Annotated in this window: 20 protein-coding genes; 3 read left to right on the forward strand and 17 right to left on the reverse strand. The window is 25.6% G+C overall.

The window, feature by feature from the left end; all coding sequences use genetic code 11:
* Positions 1-230 precede the first annotated feature (230 nt).
* Complete coding sequence (locus CSBG_RS00275; protein WP_008676042.1) at positions 231-989, reverse strand: MerR family transcriptional regulator; 759 nt, start codon at positions 987-989, stop codon at positions 231-233.
* Between the two features lie 252 nt (positions 990-1,241).
* Here CSBG_RS00275 and CSBG_RS00280 point away from each other — a divergent pair, with 252 nt between their 5' ends.
* Positions 1,242-1,679, forward strand: coding sequence for a globin domain-containing protein (locus tag CSBG_RS00280; RefSeq protein WP_008676044.1), 438 nt, complete (start codon positions 1,242-1,244; stop codon positions 1,677-1,679).
* A 103-nt stretch (positions 1,680-1,782) separates the two neighbouring features.
* On the opposite strand, the gene CSBG_RS00285 is transcribed toward CSBG_RS00280, so the two are convergent.
* Positions 1,783-2,463, reverse strand: a complete 681-nt coding sequence (locus CSBG_RS00285; protein WP_008676046.1) for a YjgB family protein — start codon at positions 2,461-2,463, stop codon at positions 1,783-1,785.
* A 403-nt stretch (positions 2,464-2,866) separates the two neighbouring features.
* On the opposite strand from CSBG_RS00285, the gene cdd reads away from it, so the two are divergent.
* Positions 2,867-3,286, forward strand: a complete 420-nt coding sequence (gene cdd / locus CSBG_RS00290) for a cytidine deaminase (protein WP_008676047.1) — start codon at positions 2,867-2,869, stop codon at positions 3,284-3,286.
* A gap of 66 nt (positions 3,287-3,352) precedes the next feature.
* Here the strand turns inward: cdd and CSBG_RS00295 are convergent, their stop codons facing one another.
* A complete protein-coding gene (locus CSBG_RS00295; protein ID WP_008676049.1) occupies positions 3,353-3,625 on the reverse strand; it encodes a CD3324 family protein in 273 nt (90 codons plus the stop codon).
* Between the two features lie 155 nt (positions 3,626-3,780).
* Positions 3,781-4,527: a hypothetical protein gene (locus CSBG_RS00300; protein WP_008676050.1), complete on the reverse strand. Its 747-nt coding sequence runs from the start codon at positions 4,525-4,527 to the stop codon at positions 3,781-3,783.
* A gap of 752 nt (positions 4,528-5,279) precedes the next feature.
* Between CSBG_RS00300 and CSBG_RS00305 the strand changes: the two genes are divergently transcribed.
* Positions 5,280-6,101: a glycosyltransferase family 8 protein gene (locus CSBG_RS00305; RefSeq protein WP_008676052.1), complete on the forward strand. Its 822-nt coding sequence runs from the start codon at positions 5,280-5,282 to the stop codon at positions 6,099-6,101.
* A 703-nt stretch (positions 6,102-6,804) separates the two neighbouring features.
* Here the strand turns inward: CSBG_RS00305 and CSBG_RS18160 are convergent.
* The 13 genes from CSBG_RS18160 to CSBG_RS00365 form a co-directional block, all read right to left on the reverse strand.
* The gene (locus tag CSBG_RS18160; RefSeq protein ID WP_156804375.1) at positions 6,805-6,957 is read right to left on the reverse strand and encodes a hypothetical protein; all 153 of its coding nucleotides are present in this window, start codon (positions 6,955-6,957) and stop codon (positions 6,805-6,807) included.
* Between the two features lie 37 nt (positions 6,958-6,994).
* The gene (locus CSBG_RS00310) at positions 6,995-7,555 is read right to left on the reverse strand and encodes a hypothetical protein (RefSeq protein ID WP_008676053.1); all 561 of its coding nucleotides are present in this window, start codon (positions 7,553-7,555) and stop codon (positions 6,995-6,997) included.
* Between the two features lie 75 nt (positions 7,556-7,630).
* Entirely contained in the window at positions 7,631-7,936 is a 306-nt protein-coding gene (locus CSBG_RS00315) for a hypothetical protein (protein ID WP_008676054.1), read from the reverse strand.
* A gap of 20 nt (positions 7,937-7,956) precedes the next feature.
* Entirely contained in the window at positions 7,957-8,295 is a 339-nt protein-coding gene (locus CSBG_RS00320; protein ID WP_008676055.1) for a hypothetical protein, read from the reverse strand.
* 147 nt (positions 8,296-8,442) lie between these two features.
* The gene (locus CSBG_RS00325; protein ID WP_008676056.1) at positions 8,443-8,724 is read right to left on the reverse strand and encodes a 50S ribosomal protein L7/L12; all 282 of its coding nucleotides are present in this window, start codon (positions 8,722-8,724) and stop codon (positions 8,443-8,445) included.
* A 156-nt stretch (positions 8,725-8,880) separates the two neighbouring features.
* Entirely contained in the window at positions 8,881-9,144 is a 264-nt protein-coding gene (locus CSBG_RS00330; RefSeq protein ID WP_008676057.1) for a hypothetical protein, read from the reverse strand.
* Positions 9,145-10,379: 1,235 nt separating this feature from the next.
* On the reverse strand, positions 10,380-10,742 hold the full coding sequence (locus CSBG_RS00335; protein WP_008676058.1) for a hypothetical protein: 363 nt from the start codon (positions 10,740-10,742) through the stop codon (positions 10,380-10,382).
* Positions 10,743-10,789: 47 nt separating this feature from the next.
* Entirely contained in the window at positions 10,790-11,422 is a 633-nt protein-coding gene (locus tag CSBG_RS00340; protein ID WP_005212002.1) for an ABC transporter ATP-binding protein, read from the reverse strand.
* A gap of 11 nt (positions 11,423-11,433) precedes the next feature.
* The gene (locus CSBG_RS00345) at positions 11,434-12,792 is read right to left on the reverse strand and encodes an FtsX-like permease family protein (RefSeq protein WP_008676059.1); all 1,359 of its coding nucleotides are present in this window, start codon (positions 12,790-12,792) and stop codon (positions 11,434-11,436) included.
* 208 nt (positions 12,793-13,000) lie between these two features.
* Entirely contained in the window at positions 13,001-14,443 is a 1,443-nt protein-coding gene (locus tag CSBG_RS00350; protein ID WP_008676060.1) for a HAMP domain-containing sensor histidine kinase, read from the reverse strand.
* On the reverse strand, positions 14,443-15,108 hold the full coding sequence (locus tag CSBG_RS00355; RefSeq protein ID WP_005211993.1) for a response regulator transcription factor: 666 nt from the start codon (positions 15,106-15,108) through the stop codon (positions 14,443-14,445). Before CSBG_RS00355 ends, CSBG_RS00350 begins: the two co-directional genes overlap by 1 nt.
* Positions 15,109-15,468: 360 nt before the next feature.
* Positions 15,469-15,696, reverse strand: a complete 228-nt coding sequence (locus CSBG_RS00360; protein ID WP_147567991.1) for a hypothetical protein — start codon at positions 15,694-15,696, stop codon at positions 15,469-15,471.
* A gap of 73 nt (positions 15,697-15,769) precedes the next feature.
* A complete protein-coding gene (locus tag CSBG_RS00365; RefSeq protein WP_008676063.1) occupies positions 15,770-16,687 on the reverse strand; it encodes a restriction endonuclease in 918 nt (305 codons plus the stop codon).
* Positions 16,688-16,738 lie beyond the last annotated feature (51 nt).

Here is a 16,738-nt window from a genome sequence, read left to right on the forward strand (position 1 = left end):
TAATTTAATTAAATCTATAAAGCATCATACTATTTCACTATTATCTCACTTAAATTCAAAATTATATTTTTTATATAATCTTCTAGAATTTTAAAGGACATAACGAAACGCGCCCCCCTTTTAAGCCATTGATTCTACTAGCTTACACGGCAAAAGCCGTATCTATTAACATAGCTACGGCTTTAAACTTTTATTTATATATTGAATTAACTTTACAATATTAATACTAATTATCTTGCATACTTCACAATAATATCCCTTAGTGTAGCAACCACTTCCTTACCAGCTCTATCATTATAGTACTTTGCAAATCTTTCATCTGCTACATACATTTCTGCTAATCCAATATGAGCTTCTTTTGAATAACTAGGCCATGAAAAACTTAGCCAAGCTTTGTGTTTTTCGTAAACACTCTTAGCTTTTTCCGAATCTAAATCTCCTGAATTGAAAACCTCAATTAAATCTTCAAACATATCATTTTCTATACTTTGCATTTTTTTTAAATCTTGTTCAGTCATATTCATAAACTTTTTGTTAGATTCTTCTACAGTCTCTGAACCATACTTTTCTCTAATTTCTTTTCCATATTTAGCTTCATTTTCTTGTAATTTTTGCTTTTTAAAGCCTTCAAACTTCTCCTTATTTGACATATCTATCTCTCCTTTATTATATTCTAATGTCTTTTCTACAATTAAAATCAATTGATCAAGTTGATTCCGTCTAGAAATAAGTCTTTGGCGATGTTCAATTAAAGATTGGCAAATATCAAAATTAGGATTAGATATTATATCATGTATATCTTCCAGCTTCATATCTAACGATCTATACAGTAATATCTGTTGTAATAAATCTACTTCTTTTTGACCATAAATACGATATCCTGAAGAATTAACTCTACAAGGTTTTAGTAAACCTATTTCATCATAATATCTAAGAGTTCTAGTACTTACGCCTGCCAATTCAGCTAGCTTTTTAATTGTATATTTCATCTCATTACCTCCTGACAACTTAATGATAAAGGATTACGTTGCGTTAATGTCAATAAAAATATTATATTTTTTATTTTGTAATCTTAAGCATAAAAAAGCTTAAACTATATAGTTTTAATTTTCACAAAAATATTAAGTTTATTAAGCTTTTATAGTATTTGAATATAACTTTTTATAATGCTAGAATTTATTTAACCGATAAGTATTATTTATTAATATTTACTATTAATATTTTTAGGAAGGTGAATTAATATGTTAGATCAAAAAACAATTGATATAATTAAAAGTACAGTACCAGTATTAAAAACTCATGGAGTTGAAATAACAACAACTTTTTATAAAAATATGTTTGAAAAAAATCCTGAAATCAAACCATTATTCAATATGGATAGACAAGAGTCAGGTGAACAGCCTAAGGCATTAGCTATGGCTATCTTATCATCAGCGCAAAATATAGACAACTTACCAGCAATTATGCCTGTAGTAAATAGAATTGCAGAAATTCACTGTAATGCAGGCGTTAAAGAAGAACATTATCCAATAATAGGAAGCAACTTATTATTTGCAATTAAACAAGTTTTAGGAGATGCTGCAACAGATGAAATTATGGATGCTTGGGAAAAAACTTATGGAGTTCTAGCAGGTATCTTTATAGATGTAGAAAAGAAAATTTATCTTTCAAGACAATAACTTACTCATTTACTTATTTATTATATATTTATATTATGATAAAAGGATTATGGTAGTCCATAATCCTTTTATCTAATTTACTATATAATCCAAGATTAATATACTACCACTCTCTACCTGGATCATCATCCATACTATTAACAGTTCCATGAGGATATAAAACTGAATAGTGATCTAACACTTCCTTTTCATTTTTACTATATGAAAAAACAAATAATAATTTGAAATCATAATTTATCTCATATCCAATTATTCTTTCATTCAACTCTGTTTTAACTTCATATTGTGGTTCTCCAAAATATGATATTATATCTTCTAAATTTAAATCTTTTAATGATTTATCAAAAGATCTTATTTCAAATATTTGATCTCCTTTATTACATCCAAATGCTAAATTTTTACTTTCAAAAGTATAATAAAGTCCTTTAGCTTCAGCTATATAGTTTGAAGTATCTTCCTTGCCATAAGCATTATTAACTTCATCAATAATACCATCTTTTGCTTTAAATTCACTATTTATAACCATTCCACTTTTAGACTTGTCTTTTATATTATTCAATAGGTCACCCTTATAGTTATCTACATTTTCAGTATTAGTTTCACCTAAGTTATCTGTACTCTTAGGTTGAGCCTCTTTAGATGAGTCTTTGCTTGTATCTTTGTCAATCTCTATAGACTCACTGCTATTACTTTTATTATCATTAGATGACTTATTATATCCACATACTGTAAGTGAAATCATAAAAGTTGCTATTATAGTAATAATTAGTACTTTCTTCTTCATTCTATTTACTCCTTATTAAATCATTATCTATTATATTATACTTATTTTTAATATATATTTTCATTTCTATGTAAAACTTAATATTAATGCTATAGTTATTCACTTAAGCTATCACTTGCAAAATTCACTATATTATCATTCCCTCTATTCTTTATCGTCTTAAAATTAAACATATAAACTATTAAAAATTCCATATAATATTCAAATAACTTCCTATTCCGAGAATTTTATGCCTATAAACACAGTATAAATATGACTTTTTATATAACAAAAATGTTCAATTTATAAAGTGTTATATACATCCTAAATTTTAAATGCTATAATAATAATCCATTTATTGATACATACTATTATTTGTAGGTGCTAATAAATGAATTCTTATGGAAAGTGTCAGGTGAAATTTATGATTGATGCAAAATTATTAGTTGAAAAGGCTTATGAAGCTCAAAAATTTGCTTATACTCCTTACTCTAACTTTCATGTTGGTGCTGCATTACTTGGTACAAACGGTAAAATATATTTAGGTTGTAATATAGAAAATGCGGCTTTTACTCCAACAAACTGTGCTGAAAGAACTGCTTTTTTTAAAGCTGTATCTGAAGGACAACATGAATTTCAAGCAATTGCTATAGTAGGTAATATGGCAGATGCTGAAGAAACTGAATACTGTGCTCCTTGTGGAGTATGTAGACAAGTAATTGCAGAATTTTGTGATCCAAAAACTTTTAAAATCTATCTTGCTAAAAATAAAGATGAATTTAAAGAATATACATTAGAAGAACTTTTACCTTTAGGCTTTACTGGAAAAGACTTAAATAAATAAATCATTTGATTAATTTCTATTAAATAAGATTAAGCCATAAACTATAAAATAGTTTATGGCTTAATATCATTTAGACTTTTCTTTTAAGATTATTCTATCTATACTCTTTTTTGATAAGAAATATTTTTCAGCAAGATCCTTCCTGCTTACCCCATCCATATATTCCTTAAAAATATTATAGTTTCTTAAATTAATTTTGTCTCTAGTAGTTGTATTGCTCCCCAATTGCTGGCTATTACATTCCTTCTTTGGAATATAAATATATTCTCCATCTATATATTTTTGAATTAACTCAATTATTTCTAAAGGTAATACCTCTTTTGCCTTTATATAACACATAATGCCCTCCTAAATTTATATGTTATTTAGGTTTAAGCAAAGGCTATTAATTTTATCTTATTACTTAATGCAATAGCCTTGCTATGCATTATTAGCAGGTGTTGTCATAAAAATCCTCCCTTTTATACCACTATATTTATTATTTTACTTTTTAATTATTTAAAATTAAATTTATTAATAAAATTGACCATATTATCTTTATTTTCTTTTAACTGTTTTACTCTATTTACGTTAGCCCCTGAAGGATGTGGAAAATCCTTTAGTATTTGTTCCTCTTTTATAAGTCCCTTATTTTCTAGGTAAAGTAAGACTTCTTCTACCGCCCTACCTAGTGGTATTAATAAAATATCTTTATAGTTATCCAAACTATTAAACTCATCAATAAAATTTTCATAAATATACTTCATTAAAAATTCACTCTTTATTAATTTAGGAGTATGCCCAGAGTAATTTTGTTTTTTAGCAAAAACAGGATAAGGGATTAAAGAAACTGTATGTAGTAAATAATCTTTTTCATTAAATAGCTCACTACAGCTATTAATTCTTAAGGATTTATTTAAATTTATCTCATCTAACATACTTATTATATTTTTTCTTATTACTCCACTAAACCTTCCTGCCACCTTACACTTATATTGAATTTCTTTAATATCACTCCCTAACTCAAATTCCTTTCTAGCTGTTGCAATTGCTGTACTCATTTGTTGAAATCCTGGAGTTATTCCAATAATAAATATCTTTGCCTTTGGATTTAAATACTCATTATGTGGCGCATAATATATCTCTATGCTATTTTCACTATCTACTAAAAAGTCTTTAATTAATAACTCTTCTTTAGTGTATTTATCTTTTAATGGTAACTTCATTATTTTTTCTTTATATTCATATAAGTTCTTTTTCATATATTTTCTCCTAATCAAAATTCTTTGATAAATATATATTTACTCAATTCTTGAGCTTTTCTAAAATACATACTTATTATATATGTTTATCTTGATTCACTATTTATATCAACTATTTCTTATAATTATTTACAGCTATACTTACAATATACAATCTAACCACACAATAATTATTATTAATCCTAGATTTATCTATCAGTTATAATTAATATTATTCTTACTCTGCTATATATAGTGTAGTTACTACAATTTCTAATCAAGTAACTACAACTAAAAACATCGCTACTCAGATTATTAAATTTATTTTCATATGCGTATTCATCATACTCAAACTTTACTTTGTTCATTATCTTGAAATATAAAATACTGCTTTTCTATATTAAATTTTATCATTTAAAATTATTTAATAAAACTCCTTTACTCCCTTGATTTAAAGTTAAGTTTAAGTGTTAATCCTTTTATATTGAAAAGTAAAATATTAGTCACTATAATTTATATCATAGAGAGGTATATATAATATATTGATACAGATAAAATGGGAGCCTTAGGTCTTTGTAAAAGTGGTTTCTATTCAATTAAAGCTGCTCAAATAGAAAATAATAAAGCTCTAAAAATAATTAGTCTAACATAATATAGAATAAACTTTATTAAATATCAAATTCATCTGCTAAAGAGAAGGGACATATTCTGTGCTCTTTATGCAGCAGTATGTGTTTTTATTATTATAATTAATAAAGGAGAGAATTGAATATATGTCATCTAATAGAATAGATTTACTTGTTACCTTTGATAAAAATTATATTCCACCATTTCAGACGATGCTGAAATCGCTAGTGTTAAATAATCCAAGAGAAACATTTCATATTTGGTTACTGCACAGCGAGATTCCACTAGAGATGCTACAGGAAGTTGAAGAATATTGTGCAAAGCAAGGGGCGGCTATGACATCTATAAATGTAGAACGCTCCGTGTTTAAAAATGCTCCTGTTTCAAAGAGATATCCACAAGAAATGTATTATCGCCTACTAGCTCCGCTTATTCTTCCCAAATCAATAAAGAAAATTCTTTATCTTGATCCGGATATCCTTATTATTAATTCAATTCGCCCTTTATGGGAAACTGAACTTGGAAACTACATATTTGCCGCTGCATCTCATGTAGGGGTTACCGGAGTTATAAATGATATTAATCGTGTCCGATTAAGAGTAGATCATGATTACTACAATTCCGGTGTTATGCTTATGGATTTAACAAAGGCACGTTCCATTGTTAATGTAGAAGAAATTTTTCAATGCGTAAGAGAGCATAAGGAAGAACTTTTACTTCCAGACCAGGATATCTTTAATTATTTGTATGGAAAACAAACTCTTCCTTTAGATGATGCTATCTGGAATTATGATGCTCGAAAGTATTCTAATTATCTTCTAAGAAGTGGCGGTAATTATGATATGGATTGGATTACTAGAAATACAGTAGTACTTCATTTCTGCGGTAAGAGTAAACCTTGGAAGCACTCTCAAAATAATCGATTTGCGATGCTATATAAACATTATATGCAGATTTCCATTAGATAAAAATAAAGATCATAACAATAAAATGTTATTTTTTACCCAATACTTATTAATTTTAAAAAATTTTTATTCAACAAATGCTTGTATTTCTTGCAGAAAATGTGAAAATGTTTATCCACTAGGAAACATTCATCTTGAAAATAGAAAGCCAAATTGGGGAAACAATTTTAACCATTGCATGGCACGCATTTGTCGATGTCAAAAAGAGGCTATTGAATATGGTAAAAATACTAATGGCAGGGTAAGATATATTTGCCCAAAATAAATATATCTTTCAAGCTCATTTAAAAATTGCTTTTTTAGAATATATTTAAATGTGATTTTTAAATATTAAGTTACCTATTAAAATAAGGGCTAGTTGAATTGCGTATTAAAATTAAAACTAGCCTTTTACTATGATATTAATTGCTTAAACAGAAATATTAAGCTAATATTATTGCATTTAATTTATTGTTAGAATTCCACTGGTTTATTACTTTTTTCTTGAATCATCTTTGCTAATATGCTGTACTCCAGTAAATATAAAATTTATAAGCTCAGTTAGTGTTTCTTACTGAGACTCCTTTGAATCAAGATAATAATAATTTTTTCTTCCTTCTCTACTTACATTAACAATTTCAGCTTATTTTTATGTAGTACGTCTATATTTTATATCCGGATATACAATTACTAATTTTGTAACTACATGGCCATTAGATATTAAATTTTAAAGCTTTCGTAATTTTGGTGAGTACTTTACTACCTCTGAGAAAAATCCACTATATAATACACCTAGTCCAAAAGACTCTGCCATTAGTGACATATTTAATGCTGAAAGTGAAGCATTAATTTCTTTTTTTGATACTAAATGTATCTTCAATTTCTTTTTTTACTTCTTCAATTGCTTCTGGAACAAGTCATAATAGCTCTTCAATATTATTTCCTCTAATTAAATCATCTATTACTTCTTCTTTACTTGTTTGTTCTATCCAATATTCAACTAATGAGTCCTTATCTATTAAGGAATCAACATGAATTGCATCATCAAGAATCTCATCTAATAATTCTCTTGAAATATCTTTTAGATTAGCTGAACTTTTATAAATTATGCTATAATCATCAATCATTACATAACCTTGTTCATCTAACTCATTACACCAATTAATAACATGCCCTATTGATAATTCTTCTAATCCATTACCTTTTAGATTTTGGTACATAGAAATTATCCTATCATCAACTTCATTTTCTCCAATTTCTTTTGCTATCTTTACTGACATACTCAAATCATTTAGGAATTGCTCCTTTAACTCTTCATTGCTTATACTGTTTATTAATTTTTCTACACTACTTATTTCTTCTGTTGCTATACTCTTATATTTATCTAATACCTTCTTAATTTCTCTTATTATATATTGCTGAATTATTGAAGAAACCTCTTCATTAACTGCAATGAATACATTATCTTTATTAAACATTTATACTCCCTCTTTCTATACTTTTATTTAAATGTAAAAAAGTCTTAATCACTATCTTTATAGCAATTAAGACTTTTAGATTTTATTTATTTCTTGTTTTAATATTTCAATGAAGCCTTCTGAAAATACTTTCTCTCTTATTGCCTCTTTTATTAACTCTATTAGTTCTAGTTCTGTTACATCAATACTTCTTAGAATGTATGTTTCATCACCTCTTCTAGTTGCCTTGTAGACACAGAACCTTACTTCATCTCTCTTTAGTTCTTTTATGTAGATTTTCTCTATTGAGTATGTGTACTCTCCTTCTCCAACTTTTCCTTGGCTTTTTATCTTACAGTATTTAGTTTCCTTGATTATCTTTTCTTCACTTTTCTTACTCACATTATTTCAACCTCCTTATCTTATTCTAGTAGGAATTTAGAAAGTTCTTCTGTTATTACTACTACGATTGAAAAATCACTAGAAAGTAAAAATAGTGAAGAAGTCCAATTAACTCCTTCACTACATTCAATGATATCAGTATATTCTGGTATTAAACCTTGTAACTTATATTGTTTCAGTATTTCGATATCTGCGATATTTTCTTCTATTAATACATATCCACCCAAATCGTTATATATATCTCTATTTGCTCCATAATTATCATCTAGTATTTCTATAGTTTCAGATATACTATCAATAACTTCTATTGGATATTCCTTTAATTCTTTTAATTGATTCTTTAAATAAATCTTCCTCATTATATATTTCCCCCTATAAATATAAAAAACTCTCACCTGTATATTCAATACAAGTAAGAGTTTTAGATTTCCTATATAATAATATATATTTAATTTTATCTTTGTAATAACTTAAGATTCCGAATTAACTCAGCAATAAATTGAAATTTATAGTGCATCAATATAATTCTTTGCCTGTACTAAATCCATAGAAGTAACTTCTCTCAACTTTTTAACAGCTTCAACTTCTTTACCACTGTTTTTCAGATGAACTATATATTCTTTTTCTTCATCAGAAATAAAATATGTAGCTAATTGCTGATTTCCAGTTTCTTTACACAAGTTATCAATCTGTATCTGTTGAGATTTAACTTGTTTCTTTAATTCAGTTATTTTTATATAAAGTAAGATTAAACTAATAAACATTAAAGTTAATATACCATATTCCACAAAGTTCACCCTCACTGCAAATTCATATTTATTGATCAATTTAATAATCAAATAAATCGCTTAATAATATAATTATTAGTCAATTATATTATATTTTGAAAATACCGTTCTATTTAATTTTATTTTCATAAATTTTAAGTTACTAAAAATTCTCTTCTATAAATTAATTACGTATGTAAATATTACTGAAGTTCCTAATAAAATAGCCAAATCAATCAAAGCTAATTTACTCTCTTTCTTTATGATTGCTATTACAAGAGTAATAATACTTACTATAATATTAGTACAAGCTAAAATAATATTAGTAAATAATCCAGTAAAAAGTATAGTTTCTAATAGATATAAACCTGTAATAATAAATAGAATAGTGTGCATTATTTTAACCAATTTACTCCTGTTCGTAAAAGTATTATTAATCATAGTATTTCCCCCCTAATCATATTAATATTTAAAATTATTTAGATATTTATTTACATATTATACTATATAAATACCGTACTATTCAATTTTCAAAGAACAAATTTTATTAATTAATTCGCAATAACTTCAAATTATTCACCTAATTCTATTCACTAAATTGAAACTTACACATAATGTTTTTAGTAAAATAATACCCTATAATTATTCCTAACATATTAAGGATAATATCACATATATAAAAAACACCTCTATTAGTGAATAATTGAATGGCTTCAATTGTAATAACACCTGTAAATAAATATACTGCAACGTATTTAGTTGATTTATTTTTTAATAAATACTCTATAGAAAAAATAATATTGCATTAAAAATGTTTTGAAATAATACTTCAAAGTCTAAAAAGTTAAATAACAGATAAATAGTAATGCTTATGGCAGTATCTCTTATTTCTGTTCCGAATAACAATATAAGCATAATACCTATGTAAAGTGAAAAGAGAAATTTAAATACATAAATATTTACTTTTTTTGTTCTACATAACCTCATTGTAATAAAAATAAATAAAATTTTCATTATTAACACTATTATAGATAATAAAACATATAGGCTATCCATCTCTTGAAAGAACATAGTAACTATGTTACTTGTTATAAAAGAATTTATAACAAATCCTAACAATACACTTAAAATTAAATCAAATAAAAGTAAAATTTTTAATTCACTAATCCACCTCTAATTTTAAATACTAATCCTCTATTAAAATAGTTTAATACATAACTAAATCGTATATTAATTATATCGATAATATTTATTCTTTTATTGTAAATAAAAACCCTTACCTATATATTAAATATAAGTAAAAGTCTTAATCCCTTATAACCCTATTTCTATTTACAATTTTAGTAAAAACCTCACTTATTTATGATACGGTTCTCCGTATCGGTGTTAAGTGAGGTTGTAAACTTGCTCATTACTTTTCTCCTTTTCTAATATACTTTTAAAATTATAATTTAATTATGATCTACATCCCCATATTATTCTATATAGTAATGTTCAAATTCAACATAGTTGCTCCAAAACTTCTTAACCTAAAAGAAGAAGGAGCACCCTTAACTGATACTCCTTCTCAAAACTTACTTTAGTTATCCCTTACCATCTTGCCCCATTACCCTAACATCATAATAACTTTCTCAAGTGAATATCAAGAGTTTTCTAAATTAATCCTTAACAGCTAGTTAATCTTTTAAATATTCTATTAATTCTTCTAATTCATTATCATCTTCATTTAATTTATTAAAGTCTTCTAAATCAGTTTTTATATCTTTTTCTACTTCCCTTTTAACATTTAATTCATTGATAATATATCCCATAGAAAATGTTGCTATTGAATAAAATGCATACGGTAATGATGAATTAATGTAATATGTTATTACCACTAATATACTTTTACTTACCACAATCTTACCTGATGCTACAAGTGATAATATATATACATGTGAATTATATATAGTTAATAATGTATATGCTAATATAATTATTGAAATAACATATAGTACTTTACTTATTAAATTTACATCTTTAAAATGTTTTACTTTCATACTTAATTATTCCTTCTAAAAACTTATTGTTAATAATATAATTTTTATTAATTAATCTGTGTTAGTTTTTTATTTTTTAGAACAAGTACAACATCTACTTTTTTAGCTAATTCCTTACTATGAGTAACCACTATTACACACTTTCCATGTTTATGTGCACTTGTTTTTAATATTTCTATAATTTCATCAGCTGTATCACTATCTAAATTCCCCGTTGGCTCATCTGCTAATATTACTGGTGAATCTGTAACAAGTGTTCTTGCAATGGCAACACGCTGTTGTTGTCCCCCTGATAGTTGTAATACGTTTCTATTAATTTCATCATCAGCTAACCCTAAATTGTTTAATATTTTCTTATTCACCTTGGGATTAACTATTTTTAAATTTTCTAAAGGTGTCATATAATCAATTAAATTATAATTTTGAAATATTAATGAAATATTGCTTTTTCTATGATTCTCATATCCCTTTACTTTTATATTTTGATTATTATATAATATTTCGCCATTTCTAGGTTCATCTAATCCAGCCAATAGTGATAATAACGTTGACTTTCCTGAACCCGAAGCCCCTAAAATAGCGTAAAGTTTTCCTTCTTCAAATTCCATGCTTATATCATTTAAAACTTTTTTTCCATTTTTATATGAATAATTAACTTTATTTAATGCTAAAATTGACATTTATTTTCCTCCTAGCTCATTTTGGATAATATTTCTTTTGGTTTTAATCTAATTATTGATGCTGATGATGCCATTACTGAAAGTATGATAATAACTGTTCCTATAACATATACATAAATTAATTCTTCAAACTCTACTTTTACATCTATTTCATCTACTGTACGAGTTGCTAAAGAACTATTAACATCATTTCCTAATGAAAATCCTCCAAATCCACTTTGAACGTCTTGAACCGCTTGCTTACCTGCTTGTGCAACTATTGTATTTCCTATATTTTGTGAAATTACCTTACTTGAGAAATATGATCCTCCAAAAGCTAATATACTTATAAGTAATAATTCAATTATATATTGATAAATAATATTAAACTTTGAAATTCCTATTGAAAGTAATATACCGGTTTCATGAACTCTTCCTTGAATCCAAAATGCTAACACTAATGAAAGTATTATTACTCCAGCTATTATTGCTCCAATTAAAACCATATTTATAATCTTATCTAAAGAATCAAAAGACTTAGATAAAGCTAAAAATGTATCTTCACTTTTTACTATTGTATACTTATTCCAATCAGTAGAAATATCTTTAAATTTTGATGTTACTTTATCTACATCAGTATCTGTATTGAAAGTAGCATTTGTATATTTTACATTTCCATCTGAATATCCATATAAAGTTTTAATAGTATCTACATCAGTAATTAAAAGATTTTCTGGCATTTCTAATTTATGTCCAGCTCTTTCAGTATTTTCACTTTCAAAAATACCTACAATTTCAAGGTCATAATCACTTTTAGATAAAGTTGATGCATTAAAATCTCCAGCACTCTTTGTTGCTTTTATAGTATCTCCAACTTTTAAATTATTTGCTTCTGCTAAAGCCTTATGAATTAATACCTTGTTTTTATCAGTAGCAACAATATGTCTACCATCAATCAGCTTTAATGATTTACTTATAAACTTAATATCATATTCTGAACTTTTATGTGCTTCTACAGAAAAAAGTTTTTCATATTTATAATCATCATTATATTGAACTACATTTTTTTCAGGTTTTATATAATTTACATTTTCTAAATCTAAACCAGCTCCTTGAATTGCTGCATCATAATTCTTAACACCTTCTACCTTTGAAACCTTATCAATTAAATTTTCTGGAATTGTTCCTTCAAAATTACCCGCAAAATTAGCTTGTAATTCAAAAGTATTTGCCATATCCTTGTTTGAATCTTGTCTTGCTATATTTGCTGCCTTTTTAATTGAAATTCCACTTAAAACTGCCGTTGCTATTCCAAATAATATAAATAACATAATAATACTTTTTATTTTTTTTCTTGTTATATATAATATTGATCTCTTAAATACATTCATATTTATGTCCTCCTTGTTTATTAACTTGAGTACATTCTATCAACCTAATATGAAATATTTATGAAATTTAAAAATTAAGTTTATAAAATTCATTAAGAATCGTATTAATTAAATTATTTTTTATAAAAAAATAAGGATATTATTAATCTAATACCCGTTATTTTTCAACTATTTTATTTTTTATTAAACATGAACAAATTTCAAATAATTAATTAAAATCAACTTCAAAACTCATTCCAGTTAATATTGATTTAAAAGAATAATCTAAATTATACATTTTTAAAATTTGTTGAACTATGTATAATCCTAACCCATTCCCCCCACTACTCTTATTTCTATCAAAATCAACTCTATAAAATGCCTCAAAAATATGTGCTAAATGTTCTTCTGAAATTGGCTTACAATCATTTTCTATAATAAGTTTTTTATCTTTTATATATATTCTTATTTCCTTTCCTTCATCAGTATAATTTACTGCATTAGAAATAATATTAGAAATTGCTTTAGTAAATAATTTTTCATCTACTTTAATATTAAAAGACTCTTTTAAATTCATTTTAATATTAATTTTCTTTGACTTAGCTATTAATTTATATGGTTCTATGTTCTTTTGAACTAAACTACCTAAATCTAATACACTTTCATTTTTATTATTTATTATATTAAGTTTTGAAGTATCTAAAATTTCCTGAACCATTTTACTTAATTCACTAACTATATCCTTACATTTTTCTAAATATATATAATGATTTTTATATTTTCCTATATCATATAGCATATTTTCAATCATTATATACATACTCATTAGTGGTGTCTTAAGCTCATGTGATGCGCTTCTTAAAAAATCCACCTTAATTTTTTCAGATTCACTTACATTTTTTATTTCCTCTTCCAATGATACAATTGTATTTAATAAATTTTCATATAAACTATTTACATTAGCTGCTAATATTCCTATTTCATCTTCAGTTTTTACCTCACAAAAGGCTTCTTTATTTAAATTCTCCATTTTTTTTGTAACATCACAAATTTCTTTTATTGGAGTTGTAATTTTTCTTGCATATATATATGATGCAATAAGTGCTATAAGCAAGCTTATAAAAATAGAATATGGAAGTATTTTTAATATAATATCTCTTGTTTCTGTGAATGATTCTAAATCCATTACTATTTTAGCACTTCCATTTACATCATTACTTTTTTTAAAGTCCCTACTTTTTATTATTGATAAATTATTTATATTAATATATTGACCGAATATTTCTCCATTTTCATCATCAAAACTTTCTATAATATTTTCACCACTTAAATTAGGAATTATTAAAGAGTTTTCTGTAATTTCCTCTTCATTAACATATATATCTACTTTGTGCAAACCTTGAAATACCCTTTTTTCATCTCCTATAGTAAGTAAAACTTGAATATTATATTTTTCAGCAAAATTCTTTGCTATCTTAAATGATTCCTTATTATCAGATTTATTTACTTGTTCAATTAAATCTTCAATAATTTTATCAGCTTCCTTTTGTTTATTATTCACATATACCTTGGGTAATGCTAAATAAATTAAAACATTTGAAATTAAAATTATTACACTTATTATCCCCATGGTAAATATATATGTTTTTGAAAATAGCTTTAACTTATTCATCATTGCTCCTCAAATTTATATCCAATTCCCTTAACTGTTACTATACAATCTAATAACAACTTTTTTCTTATATTTTTAATATATACATCAATAACCCTATCATTTGGTGCTTCTTCAATCCTCCATAAATTATCTAAGATTTGTGCTCTTGTTAAAACCTTTCCCTCATACTTTAATAATAACTCTATTAATTTTATTTCCTTAGGTTTTAAATCAATATTTTCGCCATTCTTTCTTGCTGAATATCCTTCAAAATCAATTTCTATATCTCCATAACACCACTTTTTATTTTCACTAACTTTTACTCCTCTTCTAAGAAGTGCTTCTATTCTTTTATGTAAAACTATTATTGAAAATGGCTTTGTAATATAATCATCTGCCTCTTCATCAAAACTCATAATTTGGGTATAATCATCACTCATTGCTGTTAACATAATTACTGGAACATTGCTTTCTTGTCTAATTTTATTTAAAACAACAAATCCGTTAGCCTTTGGAAGCATTATATCTAAAATTACTAAATCAATTTTATTATTCTTAAATAATTCTATTGCTTGCATTCCATCTTCTGCACTTATAACGCTATATCCAACCTCTGCTAGATATTCACTTACGCCTTCCCTTATTTCTTTTTCATCTTCAACAATTAATATATTAATTTTCATTTATATTTTCCTCCATTTTATATAATATATATCAAAATGAATTTATTTTATAAATACATAATAACATAAAGTTTCAATTATATTATAAATATAAAAGTGCTAATTTCATAAATTAACACTCTTAACATTAAATTAATAATATTATTTATATATCAATTCCACATATAATTTATCACTAAAGTTCTATATATAAAGGCTTACTTAAATGATAATATTCTCAACCCTCCCCTTCTCAAATTCCCTTATTTATTAACCTAATTTCAGTAAAAACCTCATTTACTTATGATACGGTTCTCCGTATCGATGTTAAGTGAGGTTTTTTATCTATTATAAAAAGTTCAAAATTTCGTTTTATTTAAATTATATATACTTTTTCAGCCAATCTGGCATATTAGGGTCATCAATTTTCCAAGATTGTTCAATCTGCTCATCTTCATGCCAATTATTTTCATCACCATCGAAGAACTTCTGCCTGTGACACTTGTACTTAACAACTTCGTCTCCTTCAAGTCTGTACTCATTCCAATAATAATTTTGCTTACCATAACCTTTCCATTCTTTAGTAATGTAAATTGTCATACATACCATCCTTTCATCATTATAATTAGAAATTTATTACTCATATTCTTTATGTTGAATTCCAATTTATATAACTAAAAATTTATTCCTCAATAAAGTAATCTGTATCTATTTTTTTCACTTCATATATTATTTCTGTTGATACTCCAACATTAAATTCAATCATATACTGTGCTAACTGCATTCCATCTATTAAAACTATATTTTTCGTATTTATAGCCTTAACATATTCTCTAGCTTCTTTAGAAAAGGTTGAAGTTGTTATAAAAATCCCCTTACTTGCTCCTGGAGTATCTAATGCTCCAGAAAATTTTTGAATTTCTGGTCTGCCAACTACTGTATCTTTCCACCTCTTGGCTTGAATGTATATACTATCTAGTCCAAGTCTATCTTCATTAATTATTCCATCTATACCCTCATCACCAGTTTTCTTAGTTGCTCTTCCTGCTTCTTCTCTTGAACCTCCATACCCCATCTTTATTAATAGTTCTATTACTAATTTCTCAAAGAAATCAAATGAACATGAGTTAATTTTTTCTAATATTTCATCTGCTAATGAAGTTTTTAAGTTTTCAAAAGCATTTGCAATTTCTTCTGAGGGTGTTTTTTCATTTAATGATACTTCATTAATTGCACTATTTTCTTCATTTCTATTACTAGCATTAATAAAATCATTGAAACTACTATATCTTAATAAATCTTTTGACTTTATCTCTAATGGATTTTCCTGTAGTAACTCTAATCCTAATTGTGTAATCCTAATTGTTCCTCTTCTAGGTGCTTCTACTAATCCTGCTTTTTTCATATATGTTTTTGCCCAATTCACTCTATCATAAAAAACTTTCTTTTTTCCACTTGGCAAAAGTTCTCTTAACTCTTTCTCTGTAATATTTAACTTTTCAGCCAATATATCTATACATTCTTTATTTGTATAAATATTTTTATTTCTTAATATTTCTAATAAAGGAAGCATTAATTGCTCATAAGTAGGTATTGCCATATTTTCTCTCCTTTTATTAAATTGTACATATAATTACTCAAACTTTCTTAT

Source organism: Clostridium sp. 7_2_43FAA, from assembly GCF_000158375.2.
GTDB classification, from domain to species: domain Bacteria; phylum Bacillota; class Clostridia; order Clostridiales; family Clostridiaceae; genus Clostridium; species Clostridium tertium.